This window comes from Photobacterium angustum (assembly GCF_003026365.1).
GTDB classification, from domain to species: Bacteria; Pseudomonadota; Gammaproteobacteria; order Enterobacterales; family Vibrionaceae; genus Photobacterium; species Photobacterium angustum.
The window spans coordinates 129,281-145,135 of the sequence record NZ_PYOM01000005.1; the positions used below are offsets into that span (position 1 = coordinate 129,281).

Below are 15,855 nucleotides of genomic sequence, written 5' to 3' on the forward strand. Positions count from 1 at the left end.
TATGAAACGTATTCTTTCTAATACTCGCCTACTGGCTTTGGCTGTCGCTTTATTGATTGTCAGTGGTCTTTCTGCCTTATCTTCGTTGCCAAGAGCTGAAGACCCAATTATTAACAATCGTAACGCTTCCATTATAACTCATTATCCAGGGGCAACGGCTGAACGTGTTGAAGCCTTAGTTACCGAGAAAATTGAAAATAAACTAAGACAAATAGATGATATTAATAACATCACATCGGTTTCTCGTCCGGGAATCTCGCTGGTTAGTATCGAGCTAAAAGACAGCGTTACAGATTCAGAACCAGTATGGTCTGATGCAAGAGATAAACTCTCTGATATCACACCGAATTTACCAGACGGTGCTTCTGTACCTAATTTAGACAGCGATCATTCTTATGCCTTTACCGTTATTACAGCGCTGACATGGCAAGGTCACTCTCCCACTGATTTACTCACTCTACGCCGTTATGCGATTGAATTAGGTAACCGCCTACGTGCGCTCAATGGTACAGAGTTTGTTGATGAATATGGCTTACCAGAAGAAGAAATTGTGGTAAAAATTGATCCTGTTGCCGTTAGCGCATTAGGACGCTCAGCCATTTCGATTTCTTCTGCCATACAAGGTGCAGATGCAAAAAATGCTGCCGGTGAACTGGTAAATGGACAAAGCCGATTTAGTCTAGAAATAGCAGACTCTTTAGATTCACTTGATCGTATAAGACAAGTACCTATCACTATTGATAGTAACGGTCATCTTGTACGGCTAGAAAATATTGCCACCATTCAACGTCAGCAAACAAACCCAGCAGCTGAGATAGCTGTTATCGATGGAAAGCTCGCTGTTATTGTTGCTGCGCGTATGCAGCCTCATCTACGCGTTGATCAATGGACAAAGAGCGTTAATCATTTTCTGACTCAATTTGAACAAGAGCTTCCGAGTAATATAAAACTCAATCGTATCTTTGAGCAGCAAGGTTATACCCAAGTTCGCCTTACTGGTTTAGCCCAAAATTTATTGCTCGGCTTCTCGCTTATTTTAATCGTATTATTTATTACGCTAGGGATCCGTTCTGCATTTATTGTGGCACTTTCATTACCACTTACTTGCTTATTCACCCTCGCTTTAATGCATTTTACGGGGTTACCGATGAACCAAATGTCGGTAACGGGGTTAATTGTTGCGCTTGGGATCATGGTCGATAATGCAATTGTAATGGTAGATACTATTCAACATTATCGTAAGAAAGGTCTTGAACGAATCGATGCAGCCTTAAAAGCTATTCAGCATTTATGGATACCATTACTCGGTTCAACACTAACAACCATTCTTGCCTTCGCCCCTATTTTCCTAATGCCAGGTCCTGCCGGTGAATTTGTAGGTGCTATTGCTATTACCGTATCTTTTTCTCTGATAGGTTCTTATCTTATTGCTCATACTCTGGTTGCAGGTTTCGCTGCGCGTTGGCTTCCTAAACAAACCCAACATAATGCATGGTACCAAACAGGATTAACCCTACCTTGGCTTGCGAATGTATTTGGCAATACCGTAAAAATGGCAATTAAGCGTCCGTTATTAGCGCTTATTACAATGTCAGTATTACCTTTTGTTGGTATCTGGAGTGCATCTCAGTTAACCGAACAATTTTTCCCACCTTCTGATCGTGATATGTTCGAGATCCAAGTGTTTTTACCGCCACAAGCGAGTATTAATGCAACGGAAGCAACCACGAAAAAAATAGATCACTTACTTAATAAATATAAGGATATCGAACAAGTTAATTGGTTAATTGGGACTAATTTTCCCTCGTTTTACTACAACATGGTCGCCAACCAACAAGGCACACCTAACTTTGCTCAGGCGATGATCAAAACCAATAACTTTAAAGTTGCTAATACGCTGATCCCTAAACTGCAAAAGCAATTAGATAAAGCGATCCCAGAGGCACAAATTTTAATTCGTAAGTTAGAACAAGGCCCTCCGTTTAATGCGCCACTTGAAGTACGTTTATACGGCAATAACCTTGATAAATTGAAAACCATTGGTGAAGATATCCGTTTATTGATGGCGAGTACGCCAAATGTTACGCATACCCGTGAAACATTATTATCAGGTTTACCGAAAGTCAGTGTGGATGTGAATGAACAAGCCAGCCAATTAAGCGGTTTAAACCTCACTCAAATCGCGGATCTCTTGCAAGCATCACTGATCGGGATCACTAACGGCAATATTATCGAAGGGGCAGAAGCAATCCCTATTCGTGTTCGAGTGGATAACCTCTCTCGCGAAAATATGACGAACTTAGCAAACCTTCATATTCCAGTGGTTAATAACCATGCAAGTGATCAGTTTTCAGGTATTGCTATTTCATCCATAGCAGATCTATCACTGACCCCAACACGTGGCGCTATACCACATCGAAATGGTCAACGCATTAATGTTATTGAAGGGTATTTAGAAGCAGGTGTTTTACCGCAAACAGCATTGAATGCATTTAAAGTAAAACTCAATCAATATATGAAGACATTACCCGCTGGATATACCGTTGAAATTGGGGGTGAATCTGCAGAGCGAGATAAGTCTGTTGGTAACCTCATCGCCAATCTATCCATGGTATTTACTCTCATGATTATGGTGGTTGTGATTTCATTTAATTCCTTTAGATTAAGTTTGATCATTTTCACCGTTGGCTTTATGGCATCAGGGCTAGGGCTGCTCTCAGTATGGCTGTTTAATTATCCGTTTGGCTTTACAGTCATTATTGGTTTACTCGGCTTAATCGGTTTGGCGATCAATGCCGCTATTGTCATTCTTTCCGAACTAAAAGCGGATCCTAACGCAATAAATGGTGATAAACAGGCCATTCATATTGCCGTAATGAGTTGCACTCGACATATAACATCAACCACGATTACAACCGTTGGTGGATTTATTCCTCTGATGTTAGAAGGTGGTGGTTTTTGGCCTCCATTTGCCGTCACCATTGCTGGCGGCACAGTATTGACCACATTACTTTCTTTTTACTTTGTGCCTGCAGCTTTTACGCTATTGATGAAACGTAAGCAGCAACATGTAATGCCATTACAAACGGCCTAATAAAACAAAGCCCAATGTTTATCACTTCAAGTGAGACATTGGGCTTTATCTATAAGCTACCCTCTACCACAATACTGTTGTAGTACTTCGTTAGAATTCAAAAAAGATTTATTAGAAAAATACTCTCTATTTATTTTAATACTTTGACTATTAACCAGTGATCCCGTTCTGTCCCTATCCCATAATCTATGCTATAAACCAAAAAATTCTGCTGCTGATGCATAAAGCGCAAATTTGCGGGTAATGACGTTCGTTGCTGAGTCATATTGGCATAATAATAAAAATGGAGATCACAGCGCTGTACAATGTAAGAACCTGCTTGATTACGTATTGCAATGTAAGGTGGCTGATCTATTGGTTGGAATAAACTCCATTCTCCCACTACTTGTGTTAGCTCTAACGGTCGATGTGCTGTTAATTTTGGCTTAGGTGGAATACGCTCTTCAACAGCAACTTTTTGTGGAGTTACAACTGGTTCTATCAACCTACTTTCTATCTTTGAAGTTATCTTTTTAGTATCATTGAATTTAAAAGTGTTATTGCAGCGACGGCTAATCCGATATTCAATGCAACAGAAGATATAGCTAATCCAAATTTAATTATTCGGTATCTTTTTTCCTTCGCCTTATTTTCATAAGGCAGTACTGTATTAACAATATTTTTTCTTTTTTCCCTTTCTAACGTTTCCGTTAATCATTTATTCTCACACGATTGATGATCTAATTTTTTTCTTAATTCTAAGATTTGTTTTTCTAATTCGATATTATTAATTTTTTGAAGTTCTAACTCTTGCTTTAATTTTTCAGCATACTTCTTTGTTAATAATATTTTGTCATGGTTAATATGGATTAATTCGCAATGCTTATTACCATTACCACATAATACTTCATTATAAGCATGATAAATTAATTGCATTAAAATAACAGAACCTGATTTATCAGGATGCAATCGATGAGATAACAATTTATAACGTTTCCTGATATCACTGGTTGTTGAGTATTCTGTTGTTCCCAACAGTTCATGGTATGTTGTCATTGTGAATATTAGTAACGGTGACGTTAAAATACTCTGCAATGAAGATTTTCGATTGGCAACTATTAATTAAATTTACTATAAAAAATTTCATTTTTTTTGACGACTGGCACGAAATTCACCAGGGGAACAACCAATATGCTTTTTAAATACTCGCGAAAAGTAAGAAACATCTTTAAATCCAGCAGATGAGGCAACGGCTGATATTTTTTCTTGATCTGAACTTAAGAGACCACAAGCTAAATCTAACCGCTTTTTAATAATGTACTGCTTGAGTGTTACTCCCATTATATTGTGAAATAAACGAGAGAAATATGTTGATGAAAATTGACAAGCACTCGCTAACTCTTCTTCCCGTAAAGGAGCGCTGATATCTTTGTCGATAATTGTTAAAGCGGGAAGGATCGAAAGTTCTCGCTGAGAAATATCTTCAACATTTATCATATTATCATCATGGGTATGTAAACGTGTTAAGCAAGCATCAACTTTTTGACGAATTGTATTACTCGACAAAATATCCTCAGCACCAGCTCGCAAAGCAGAAACAGCCAATTCGGCATCTAAATCATGATAAACAATAACGATTTTCACATCAGGAAAGCGTTGCTTTATGGTTCGTAATAATTTGAAACCATTTGATTGTGAATCTTGTATTTCAATAAAAATCAATTCAAAACCAGTCATTGTTGATAGTATTTCAAATGGCGATACATCAACGAGATTATGATATTGCAGAAGAATATCTTTGGTACTAGTATTTTTTTCTTTATGACAACAATTTACCCAAATCACATCATCACCTGTTTGGTTATTCTCTTAATAAATTTCTTTAATGAACATCCTTTATAAAAAATATTGTTCCTAAATTACTCAGATATTAATTATTAGATACTTATTAATATGGCTAATAATGGTTATAAACACTAATTTATCCAGTCATATTGCATGATCTTAATTATTAGCAACGAGACAATGATTTTTCTCTAGATGTAATTAATTGATAGCTTCATTAGTATATTTTGCAATAACAGCAACTCTTTTATAACATAATTAATCTCTAAGCATACTTATACATGACAATTCGGTATAAAAAAAACAGAAATAGTTTGTAGCAAAAAAAAAACAAATACCATATTTCTAATACAAAATTTTACATGTAAATTTTGCTTTCTAGTGTATCTTTGTGATCCTTGTCATAATGTATAACAATTCACATAACTAAATAAAAACAAACAGCGATAGTATACATGTTTGATATTAATTTATGTTTCGCGATTAGGGATCTATCAATGCGTTATTCCTCACGGAATTATTATCTTTCCGTTATTATGGCAACTCTTGTTAGTTGTTTTTTTTCTAATCAAGCTTCAGCCCACACAATAAAGCATTCATCACCTGTTATTGCTTCTTATTATCCAGATTGGAAAGTGTATACCCCTAAAACGCCTTACAGCGCCAATATGCTTCCTGTTAATGATTTAACGCATATTATTTATGCCTTTCTTGCTGTGTGCGGACCTGTTGATGCTTCCCCCGACAACATCAAAAAAATAATGAAAACCCAATGTAAAAATAAGCCAATAGGTACAGCTATCGTCTTAGATGACTATGCTGCACTTCAAATGAAACTGAAAGGTAAGACATCAAGTAAAGTTGGTTACCATGGTAACTTTGGTCAACTAAGGTTACTTTCAGACGAAAATCCAAATTTATCTATTCTTCCTAGTTTTGGTGGTTGGACATTATCAGAGCCTTTCCATACTGTGGCGTTAAACGATAAATACAGAAAAACATTTGTTGATAGCGCTATAAAATTAATACAAAAATATGATTTCTTCGATGGCATTCAAATCGATTGGGAATACCCTGGTGGACATGGCTTATCAGGCTTAGGTATTGACAATGTTGATAATGAACGTCTTGCATATACAAAATTAATTCATGAACTTCGTACCCAATTAAATACATTAGGTATAAAAAATAAGCGTACCTACCAACTTTCAGCAGCAGTAAATGGTGCACCTAAAACATTACCCGGTATTGATTGGAAAAAAGTATCACAAGATCTCGATCAAATATTCTTAATGAGCTTTGATTTTTTAGGCAGCTGGGGCCCTACGGTTGGTCACCATAGTAATTTATACAGTACACCATTAACACCTGATGATATGTCGGTTGATAGCCAAGTAAACTCCTTATTAAAACAAGGAGTTGATAGAAAAAAGATCATTATTGGTAGCCCCTTTTATGGTCGTGGCTGGAAAGGTGTCGACAACGCTTCTGCTGATAAACTCGAAGGGCTAAGTAGTAAAGGGACAATGGATAAAGGTTCAGATATTGCAGACCCTGGTTATTTTAACTACTCCGATATTGTGAAATATTTAATCAACAATAAAAAAATGGGTTACCAATACTATTACGACGAAAAGGCGGAAGCTGCCGTCTTATTTAGCCAAAAGAAGAATGAATATATCAGTTTTGAAGATAAGCGTTCATTACAAGCTAAAGTTGATTATGTGAAGAAACATCATCTCGGTGGTGTTTTTGGTTGGGAAGCAACATCAGATCACAACCATGAATTAATAAAATTACTCAGCAAAAGCTTCAAGCAATAACAACTATTGTTTATATAAACTAATTCCACGTCCTAATAAGCTTATTTTCCCGATAAGTAAGCTTATTTTTTATCCACCCAAAATTTTCAGTTCCCATCATCCGCTTATTTTTTTCACTTTTAGACATTTTTTCACTGTTTGCACAATTTTTTTGCTGACAATCACATTTCATTCCCCTAACATTGCAATCCGAAATATGAGTTCCGATGAAGACAGCAGGAGAGCGGCAAAAGAAATTACCATGATGGTATCTCTTACGCCCGCCGAAGAAGTAAGCGTTTTAAGCAGTTGAGCCCTCAACTTATTAAACCGTAAATCTTTCAGGCACCATGTCGTATTTTACGATAGGTATGGACTGTTGTTGGAGGAGCCTCTGGAGAGACTCGTTAAATCGAGCGCCGAAGGAGCAAGCCCTATATGGGTGAAACTCTCAGGCAAAAGGACAGAGGAGATAAGAGCAGCAACCAGATATTATCTGCATCCAACATTTATGTTGTTCTATATCTCTTCCTTTGAAGTTTAAAGGAGGAATAATGAATCCACTACACGATACAATTTTTAATTTTCTTAAAACCTTTGACAGTCTTGTTTGGGGACCGCCATTACTGATCTTACTAGTTGGTACAGGCTTGTACTTAACCATCCGTCTTGGTTTTATCCAAGTCCGTTATCTACCACTGGCATTGCGCTATGTATTTGGTGGCAAAAAAGATGCTGATAGTAAAGGTGAAGGCGATGTTTCTAGCTTCGCCGCACTATGTACTGCCCTTTCTGCAACAATTGGTACAGGTAATATTGTTGGTGTAGCCACTGCAATTAAACTTGGTGGCCCTGGGGCACTTTTCTGGATGTGGCTTGCAGCTGTATTAGGTATGGCTACTAAATATGCAGAATGTTTATTAGCGGTAAAATACCGCGAAGTTGACAGTAATGGCCAAATATTAGGCGGCCCAATGTACTACATCGAAAAAGGTGTTGGTAGCAAATGGCTCGCGAAACTATTCGCACTTTTTGCTGTTGGTGTTGCATGTTTTGGTATTGGTACTTTCCCACAAGCGAACGCCATTGTTGAAGCCGCACAGCTTTCTTTCAATGTACCGAAAGAAATCACCGTTGTTATTTTAACCGTATTGGTTGCGACAGTGACCCTTGGTGGTATTAAATCAATCTCCAGTGTTGCTAGTACAGTTGTTCCACTCATGGCTGGTTTTTACATCATTGCTTGTATCAGTGTATTAGCGAGTAATTTTGACGCCATTCCAAATGCGATTAGCTTAGTTATTGAATCTGCATTCACAGGACATGCCGCTACAGGTGGTTTTGTAGGTGCTGGGATCATGCTTGCTATTCAGTCAGGTATTGCACGCGGGGTATTCTCAAATGAATCAGGCTTAGGTAGTGCACCTATTGCAGCGGCTGCGGCACAAACTGAATCCTGTGTGCGTCAAGGTCTTATCTCTATGACAGGCACTTTCTTTGATACCGTGATTATCTGTACGATGACAGGTCTAACATTAATTGTTACTGGCGCTTGGTCTTCTGATTTTGCAGGTGCAGCAATGACAACGCATGCTTTTGCAGAAGGCCTACATTCGAGCTATTACGGCCCATTAATGGTTTCTGTTGGCTTAATGTTCTTTGCCTTTACAACTATTTTAGGTTGGAATTACTATGGTGAACGTTGTATTACTTACCTTTTTGGTGTGAAAGCAATTTTACCTTACAAGTTATTTTTCCTTGTACTTATCGCTGGCGGCGCCTTCATGCAGCTAGATATGATTTGGGTAATTGCGGATATCGTTAATGGCTTAATGGCGATCCCTAACCTTATTGGTCTAGTTGTATTACGCCACGTAGTCATTGCTGAAACACAGGCTTTTTTCACAAAATTAAAGCAAGATAATAGCCAACCTATTTCCGCACTATAAAGCACTATTAAATAGAATATCTATGAGCCGCACGGCTGTGAGGCTCATACTTCTCTCTTTCCTTACTTTTAACACAGCAAAAATCATCTTTTTTGACATTACTTAGGTAATATTGATTTAATCTATAAGTAGATTAAACAAACAGCTTTATCCATCGCTCTCTATAATTAGTAGATACTGCGTAGGTGACTTATTGATTATCCCCTACTTTAATAATTAATAAGTTAAATGAGTTGAAACTCATATGCTTAAAAAAGGACATTGCAATGAAAAATCAATCTTCACGTCGGCGCTTTTTACAATTAACTGTTGGTGGAGTTATTGGTCTGAGTATTGGAAGCAAGCTATTAGTAAAACCGGCTCATGCAGCTGAACTTCCACATTTGTCTATCGATGATCCACAGGCAAAAGCTCTAAGTTATGTTAACGAGTCCTCCAAAGGCGACAGTAATTGTAATAGCTGTATGCTTATTGAAGGTGATGCAAGCGCAGCATGGCGCCCATGTAAAATATTCCCTGGTAAGCTTGTTAATGCTAAAGGGTGGTGTTCTGCTTACGCCCCTAAACCTGCCTAACTCTTTTCAAATAAAAAGGCCATATCAAAGGCCTTTTTATTCTTATCATGAAATTAACGGTAACAACGTTCAGCCCAACGTGCTAATCCTGCTGTAACTGAACCAAAGAAATTACCACTTACAATAGGAATATCTGGCAACTGCTGCTCAATACAATGTCTCAAAATTGGAGAACGCGCGGTTCCTCCTGTCATAAACACCACATCTGGTTTTTTATTACTCTGCGCTAACACTTCCACGACAAGATCACGCATCTTATCTGTTGGAGTTTCGATGGCTTCTGCAAATTGTTTAGCGGTAATGTCGACTGCAAATAAGTCGTTGATTATTGCCATATCAACACGATATTTATCTTGATCGGATAACGCTATTTTAGCTTCTTCAGCACGTCGTACAATTTGGTAACCCAAGGTTTCATGATAAACATGAATAAGACGGCTTAGTTTTGCAGGATCTGCAGCGTCATAACGTAACTTTTCCAACGCACGTAAATTAGCCTCAGAATAAAACTCAGTTTGTGCCGCGACATTATTAATCGCGATAGGATTCCAAAATTGATTAAACGGCATATCAATGCCTCGTGCAGTTTTGCTCCCTAAACCAAATTCTGGCATCAATTGTTTAAAAGCAAGATGAATGTCTAAATCATTCCCACCCACACGCTGTCCGCTATGTGCCAATAGAGACTGTGTTCTATCTTGCTCATTAATCCATTTAGGCCCCATTTCTATCAGCGAGCAGTCTGTAGTACCGCCGCCGATATCAACCACAAGTACTGTTTTATTCTCAGTTAATGTTGATTCAAATTCTAATCCAGCAGCAACAGGTTCGAACTGGAACGAAACATCTTTAAAACCAGCGCGTTTTGCAGCTTGAGAGAGAATTTTTTCAGCCTGAATATTTGCTGCTTCCCCCCCTGTTCCTTGAAAGTTAATCGGACGACCAATCACTGTTTGAGTAATATCTGATTGAAGATGCTGCTCTGCATTACGTTTAATATTCGCCATCATAGCGCATACAAGATCTTCAAAAAAACTGATCTGTGCGTCACGTAAGCCATTGGCACCAAGAAAAGATTTAGGTGATTTAACGTAATAGACTTCTTCAGGATCAGACAAATACGTATTCAGTGCGGCTTCACCGAATTGTAAATCACCACGGAAAATTTCAATATCTTCTTCACGGTTAACAGTCATTGCACGACGTAAAACTTGCTCCCCAACACTGTCTGTTGGGGATATACCCATAAAACGATATAGATACTCTGATACCGCCTCTCGTGTTGGGGCACACAATGTTGATGGAATAAAATGATTATTGTGTTCTAGCGGTAACAGTTCGGGGTTACCATTTACCATTCTTGCGACTGAACAATTCGCAGTCCCATAATCAAATCCAATAAACATTTGAAACACTCAAAGCAATAATAAAGCCAGCAATAATACCCCATCAACATAGGCTTTTCATTGAGTTATTTACGCTATATCTTTACGTCTATCCATCAGCAAAATAGCGCTAACATTCGACAAAATAGTGTCATTTTGTAACTTTACGATGCAATGTTATTTAATTATCGCCATAATACTCTTTATTTAATTCTATAAAGAAGATCACAATGAAACGTATTTACCAATCTTTCTTCGTTGTACTATTAGCAGCACTGACATTAACAGCATGTTCTGATTCTAAAACACCCCAAGAAGGCGATAAGTATTCAGTAATTCCAACTCCTATGCCTAACATGCCCGCTGTCACAGAGATTTTTTCACTGTCTTGTGGTCACTGCCGTAATATGGAAGGAATGCTGCCAGAGATACAAAAATTAACAGACACCAAAGACATTAACCAAGTACACGTTATTTTCAATGAAAGCGCGCAAAAAGCGGCATTTATTTTCTACGCAGCAATGATTCAAACAAATAACGAACCTAGCCATAAACTAGTAGAGGCGTTATTTTCATTCGTACAAGATTCACCAAAAGATATGACAGATGCTCAACGCAAAGTAGCATTAGCGAAAACCTTCCATGATAACGGCTTAAAAAGCCCGTATGAATTAACAAAAGAACAGCAAGCTGAAATCTTTAAGCTACTCCAACAATCTGAAGATATCGTTCGTAATGCCGCATTACAAGCTGTTCCTGCATTCCTGATCAATGGCAAATACCTTGTGAATACAAGCGCTCACGACAGCTTACAAGATATGGCAAATACAATTACATACCTAAAAAATAAAAAATAAATTCATACTCTTAAAAAATACCTACCTCATTGGTAGGTATTTTTTTATCGATGCAATTCTCACTTTCATCCCCCTCAATGAAAACACCTGCAACAACTAGACTATTAATTGAACAAATATCAAAGATACATCTATCAGTAATATTTTTCTCTTATCATTACATAAACTTATATGTGCATACTAAACAGCAGGCACTCTCGTATGCATATCAGTGATTAATAATGGATAAGGCAAATGGAATTATGATCAACACACTTAAGCACAAATTATTACTACTAAGCTTATTGCCTATGATCGCTATCCTCGGTATAGCGATGTGCATCGTCATCTATTTAGAGAACCAATCTCTAACAAAAAATGTAGCACATTATAAGCAAGAGCTTATTTCAGAAAGACAACAAGAACTCAAAGATGCGGTCGTTATTACCAAGCACGCCATTGAAAATATTATTTCTAAAAACAGTGATGAAGCAACACAGCTTGAAGAAATCCGCCAACTTATTACGCCTATTCGCTTTGCAGCTAATGATGCAGGTTACTTTTTTATCTACACAATGGAGGGGGTAAATGTTGCTCACCCTCTTAAACCTTCAATTCAAGGTACTGATCAAATTGGCGCAACGGATGCTAATGGCGTTGCCTACATTAAAGTATTAATTAATGCGGCTAAAAATAATGGGCAGTTTGTTAAATATAGCTTTCCTAAAAAAGCGAACCAGCCAGCCCAACCAAAAGAAAGTTATGCAATTACACTTAATAATAATAAATGGTTTATTGGTACAGGCTTATATCTAGATGACATAGATAACAGTGTTGAACAATACACAGCGCAGATTCATGCGGATATGAAAGATCGTATCAATACCGTCGCTTTTATTTCGATCATTTTAGCCGTAATTTCTGCAATGATTATTTTATTGATCACAAGCCGTATCATTAAGCCGGTTGAACGTATGGTGAAAACACTTAACGATATTGCAGATGGTGAAGGTGACCTAACCAAACGTCTGGTGGTTGAAGGTAATGACGAAATTGCACAACTTGGAAAAGCATTTAACCGTTTTGCTAATAAACTACAAAGTATTATTTCCCAAGTTTCAGCGACGACAGATAGCCTGACAACAACGGCGCATAATGTACATAATCAAACTAATACCTTAACTGCTAAACTAAACGAGCATAATTGCGAAACTGAACAAGTTGTTGCTGCCGTTGAACAAATGAGCCTTGCTGCAAATGAAATAGCAGAAAACACCAACGATGTTGCTTCTGGCACTGAAAAGATGAGTGATGTTGCGCTTATCGCACAACAGCAAGTGGATACATCATTAGTCTCAATAAATACGTTAGTTGATGAAGTGACCCAAGCTTCTGGCTACATTGATGCACTAAATCAGCAATCGCATAATATTAACAATGTACTAAAAGTGATTGGCGATATTGCTGAGCAAACAAACCTACTTGCATTAAATGCCGCTATTGAAGCCGCGCGTGCTGGTGAACAAGGTCGCGGTTTTGCCGTTGTTGCCGATGAAGTTCGTGGGCTTGCCAGTCGTACTCAAAGCAGTACATTAGAAATTAATGAAATGCTAGATCAATTACATAACTTGGTTACACAAGCCGTTCAAGCGATGGATAAAAGTCAGACATCTTGTAATAATGCGGTAAGCTCGACGAATCAAATCTCTAATAACCTTATTTCTGTCACAGAAGCTGTAACCGAAATAAATGGCAAGATTAATCAAATTGCGGCTGCCTCTACCGAGCAAAATGCAGTAACGGGTGAGATAAGCGGTAATATGGGTTCTATCCAAAATATTGTGACCGACTTGATTCGAGAAAATAAAAACTCTGAACTTATCGTAAGTCAATTAGATGACGCTGGTCATAAATTACAGCAACTGGTAGGGCAATTTAAAACACAATAATTGCCATTCAAGCTAGTAATAAAAACGAACAAAGGCACTCTATGGTGCCTTTATTTTTATCTAAAATTCACCAACGTCACACATATTTCAAGTAACTGACTAGCTCTGTTACACAATTAAATAGTGACTTTAATCACATTCTTTGTATGATTTAGAAAATTTTAACGAATGTTTTGTATGAAGAATTATTCTCGCTTTGCAATCAAATATTTCCGCCAACTACTTGTGTTTCGCGTGTTTGTTGCGCTTAGTATTATTGTCTCTATTATTCAAATCTTTAACTTACCTTATGGCTCATGGGCACTGATTACTACAGTAACTATCATGGGTAGTATCCATTTTCTTGGTGGTGTTTTATCTAAAGCTAACCAACGAATAACTGGAACTATACTAGGGGCTATTATAGGTTTATCTCTCTATTTAATACCCACTTCATACAATTGGCTCCACCACATTATTTTGATCACCACAGTGGTTACGGCAATTTACTATACACAAGGTAAATATTCTTATGCGGCACTTGTTGTTGCTATCACTGTCGTTGTGGTAGCTGGTGGTGGTCCTGAGGATTTACATGCTGCAATGTGGCGCACAATCAATGTATTTTGGGCCGCTATCGTTGCGATTTGTTGTAGCCTTTATATTTTCCCTGCTCGTGCGACGGATCATTATCTTAATTACACTCATCAGTTCATCAAACTCTGCTGCAATTATTACCATCAGCATAACCAGCAAATAGCAGTAGAAAATTTTCAACCTATAGATATCAATCCCCTATCAAACATACTGGATAAACAAACTAGCCTTCAACCACATACTAAAAATGAGAATATTGCCAGTAAACAACTCTTAACTGAGATAATGCTGACAGAAGAACAAATATTTACCATGATGGGATCAATGCTGCACACAAGGTGGGATAAACAGTTAGGACAGAATAAAATTAACGACATGCCTGGTCTAATGGAGGCAAAAGAGCAATTAGCAGACCGATTCTTACGTCTAGCTATTCAAATAGAAAACCAACATATTTTACCGGTTAAACAAGAAGAAATAAAAATGCTCTCACTTTTACCTCCTACGGAGAACCATGAGCAAAGTGATACCAGTAATATTAGTTATTATGGTTATTTATGGCTTAACCGTGAGATAGCTCGCCAATTTTCACAACTCACTCATTTATTAAGTGAATACTACTCTCACTTGAATAACAAATAATAATAAGGGCATAACTTTATGCCCTTTTACCTTCTAAACGTTACTATGTTGAAGTAGCACCATAACTTCAACATGCTCTGTGTGCGGGAACATATCAAACCACTGCAACTTTATTACCTTATATCCTGTTAACCTAGCTAAGTCTTGCTCTAGCGTATAAGGGTTACAACTTGAATAAATAATATGTTTTGGTGCAAAATCATTAAGTTGTTGACACAGTTGTTCACCAATCCCCCGCCTCGGTGGATTAACCAATACTAACTCTGGCGCACTTTCATTTGATTGTGAAAAACTGGTTGAATCTAAAGCCGCAAAACGTAAATTCGTCACTCCCATAGTTTCAGCAGAATGCTTAGCACTCTCAATAGCTTCTGGCTCTATTTCGATACCTGTAACATGCTCTACTTCTTCAGCGCAATGTAACGCAAAACCACCAACACCACAGAATAAATCCCACATAGAAGCTGGCTTTATCTCACTGACCCAACGTTTTGCTGTTGCATAAAGGCTCTCTGCCACTTTTGGATTGGTTTGAAAGAAGCTTTTAGGTCTTACAACCAAAGGAACATGATTAAATTGTTCTAATAAATAATGATCAGAGGTTAAGAAAATTTCTTCTTCCCCTTCTAAGCGTGCCATGTGTACAGGTTGAATATTCACCGAAACGACTTTTACCGAAGGAAATGCCGCCATCAGTTCAGGTAAATTATTAACGATACGCGCGATAGCATCATGGCTTCTTAATACAAATCGAAGCATAAACTCACCTCGGCTATTACTGCGTGTTAATAACACAAATTTCAACTCACCTTTCTTTTTCTTTACGTTATAAGGTGGAATACCTGCACAACGAATCCAACGCTCAATATAGATCAACAACGCTTGCATATCAGCGGGATATAAAGGACAAGTACACAAACCAATCGGTTTAGATCCTGACGTTGATAAATCCTCAGTCTGCTTTTGAATACCTAAACATGGCTCATGAGCTGCGCCTAATACCACCATTTTTGCTTTATTACGGTAGCCAGAAATGGCACTTTCTACTGGTGCTAACCATTGATGTGGATGATGTTCTGAAAACAAACTGCGTAACACATCATCTTTTTGTTTAATCTGCTGCGGATATGAAAGCGAAGCTAAAGGGCACGATTGGCATACCCCTTGAAGGGAGAATGGACACTGCATAGTTCAAACGTTAACAGGAAAAAATGTTAGTCTAA

The 15,855-nt window shown here is 37.7% G+C and carries 12 protein-coding genes and 1 riboswitch; of the genes, 7 read left to right on the forward strand and 5 right to left on the reverse strand.

The window, feature by feature from the left end; all coding sequences use genetic code 11:
- Position 1: 1 nt before the first annotated feature.
- Complete coding sequence (locus CTN01_RS06850) at positions 2-3,094, forward strand: efflux RND transporter permease subunit (protein ID WP_080896160.1); 3,093 nt, start codon at positions 2-4, stop codon at positions 3,092-3,094.
- 130 nt (positions 3,095-3,224) lie between these two features.
- Here the strand turns inward: CTN01_RS06850 and CTN01_RS22990 are convergent, their stop codons facing one another.
- The 3 genes from CTN01_RS22990 to CTN01_RS06860 form a co-directional block, all read right to left on the reverse strand.
- Positions 3,225-3,578, reverse strand: coding sequence for a hypothetical protein (locus tag CTN01_RS22990; RefSeq protein ID WP_052666558.1), 354 nt, complete (start codon positions 3,576-3,578; stop codon positions 3,225-3,227).
- A gap of 209 nt (positions 3,579-3,787) precedes the next feature.
- The gene (locus tag CTN01_RS22995; protein WP_249033679.1) at positions 3,788-4,129 is read right to left on the reverse strand and encodes a J domain-containing protein; all 342 of its coding nucleotides are present in this window, start codon (positions 4,127-4,129) and stop codon (positions 3,788-3,790) included.
- 87 nt (positions 4,130-4,216) lie between these two features.
- On the reverse strand, positions 4,217-4,918 hold the full coding sequence (locus CTN01_RS06860; protein WP_045147835.1) for an AraC family transcriptional regulator: 702 nt from the start codon (positions 4,916-4,918) through the stop codon (positions 4,217-4,219).
- A gap of 497 nt (positions 4,919-5,415) precedes the next feature.
- On the opposite strand from CTN01_RS06860, the gene CTN01_RS06865 reads away from it, so the two are divergent.
- The 3 genes from CTN01_RS06865 (at position 5,416) to CTN01_RS06875 (ending at position 9,244) form a co-directional block, all read left to right on the forward strand.
- The gene (locus CTN01_RS06865) at positions 5,416-6,741 is read left to right on the forward strand and encodes a glycoside hydrolase family 18 protein (protein WP_052666559.1); all 1,326 of its coding nucleotides are present in this window, start codon (positions 5,416-5,418) and stop codon (positions 6,739-6,741) included.
- Between the two features lie 363 nt (positions 6,742-7,104).
- A riboswitch (glycine riboswitch) is annotated at positions 7,105-7,197 on the forward strand.
- A gap of 77 nt (positions 7,198-7,274) precedes the next feature.
- The gene (locus CTN01_RS06870; RefSeq protein ID WP_045131801.1) at positions 7,275-8,669 is read left to right on the forward strand and encodes an alanine/glycine:cation symporter family protein; all 1,395 of its coding nucleotides are present in this window, start codon (positions 7,275-7,277) and stop codon (positions 8,667-8,669) included.
- Positions 8,670-8,935: 266 nt separating this feature from the next.
- Positions 8,936-9,244: a high-potential iron-sulfur protein gene (locus tag CTN01_RS06875; protein ID WP_045082927.1), complete on the forward strand. Its 309-nt coding sequence runs from the start codon at positions 8,936-8,938 to the stop codon at positions 9,242-9,244.
- 53 nt (positions 9,245-9,297) lie between these two features.
- Here CTN01_RS06875 and yegD read toward each other — a convergent pair whose 3' ends face one another.
- Positions 9,298-10,650, reverse strand: coding sequence for a molecular chaperone (yegD, locus tag CTN01_RS06880; protein WP_045147836.1), 1,353 nt, complete (start codon positions 10,648-10,650; stop codon positions 9,298-9,300).
- A gap of 209 nt (positions 10,651-10,859) precedes the next feature.
- On the opposite strand from yegD, the gene CTN01_RS06885 reads away from it, so the two are divergent.
- The 3 genes from CTN01_RS06885 (at position 10,860) to CTN01_RS06895 (ending at position 14,632) form a co-directional block, all read left to right on the forward strand.
- Entirely contained in the window at positions 10,860-11,486 is a 627-nt protein-coding gene (locus CTN01_RS06885) for a thiol:disulfide interchange protein DsbA/DsbL (protein ID WP_045147838.1), read from the forward strand.
- A 221-nt stretch (positions 11,487-11,707) separates the two neighbouring features.
- Positions 11,708-13,414: a methyl-accepting chemotaxis protein gene (locus CTN01_RS06890; protein ID WP_045147839.1), complete on the forward strand. Its 1,707-nt coding sequence runs from the start codon at positions 11,708-11,710 to the stop codon at positions 13,412-13,414.
- Between the two features lie 177 nt (positions 13,415-13,591).
- Positions 13,592-14,632, forward strand: a complete 1,041-nt coding sequence (locus CTN01_RS06895) for an FUSC family protein (protein WP_045129620.1) — start codon at positions 13,592-13,594, stop codon at positions 14,630-14,632.
- Between the two features lie 33 nt (positions 14,633-14,665).
- On the opposite strand, the gene rlmC is transcribed toward CTN01_RS06895, so the two are convergent.
- Positions 14,666-15,820 (reverse strand): 23S rRNA (uracil(747)-C(5))-methyltransferase RlmC, encoded by a 1,155-nt coding sequence (gene rlmC, locus CTN01_RS06900; protein ID WP_045129619.1) that lies wholly within the window; start codon positions 15,818-15,820, stop codon positions 14,666-14,668.
- Positions 15,821-15,855: the final 35 nt, after the last annotated feature.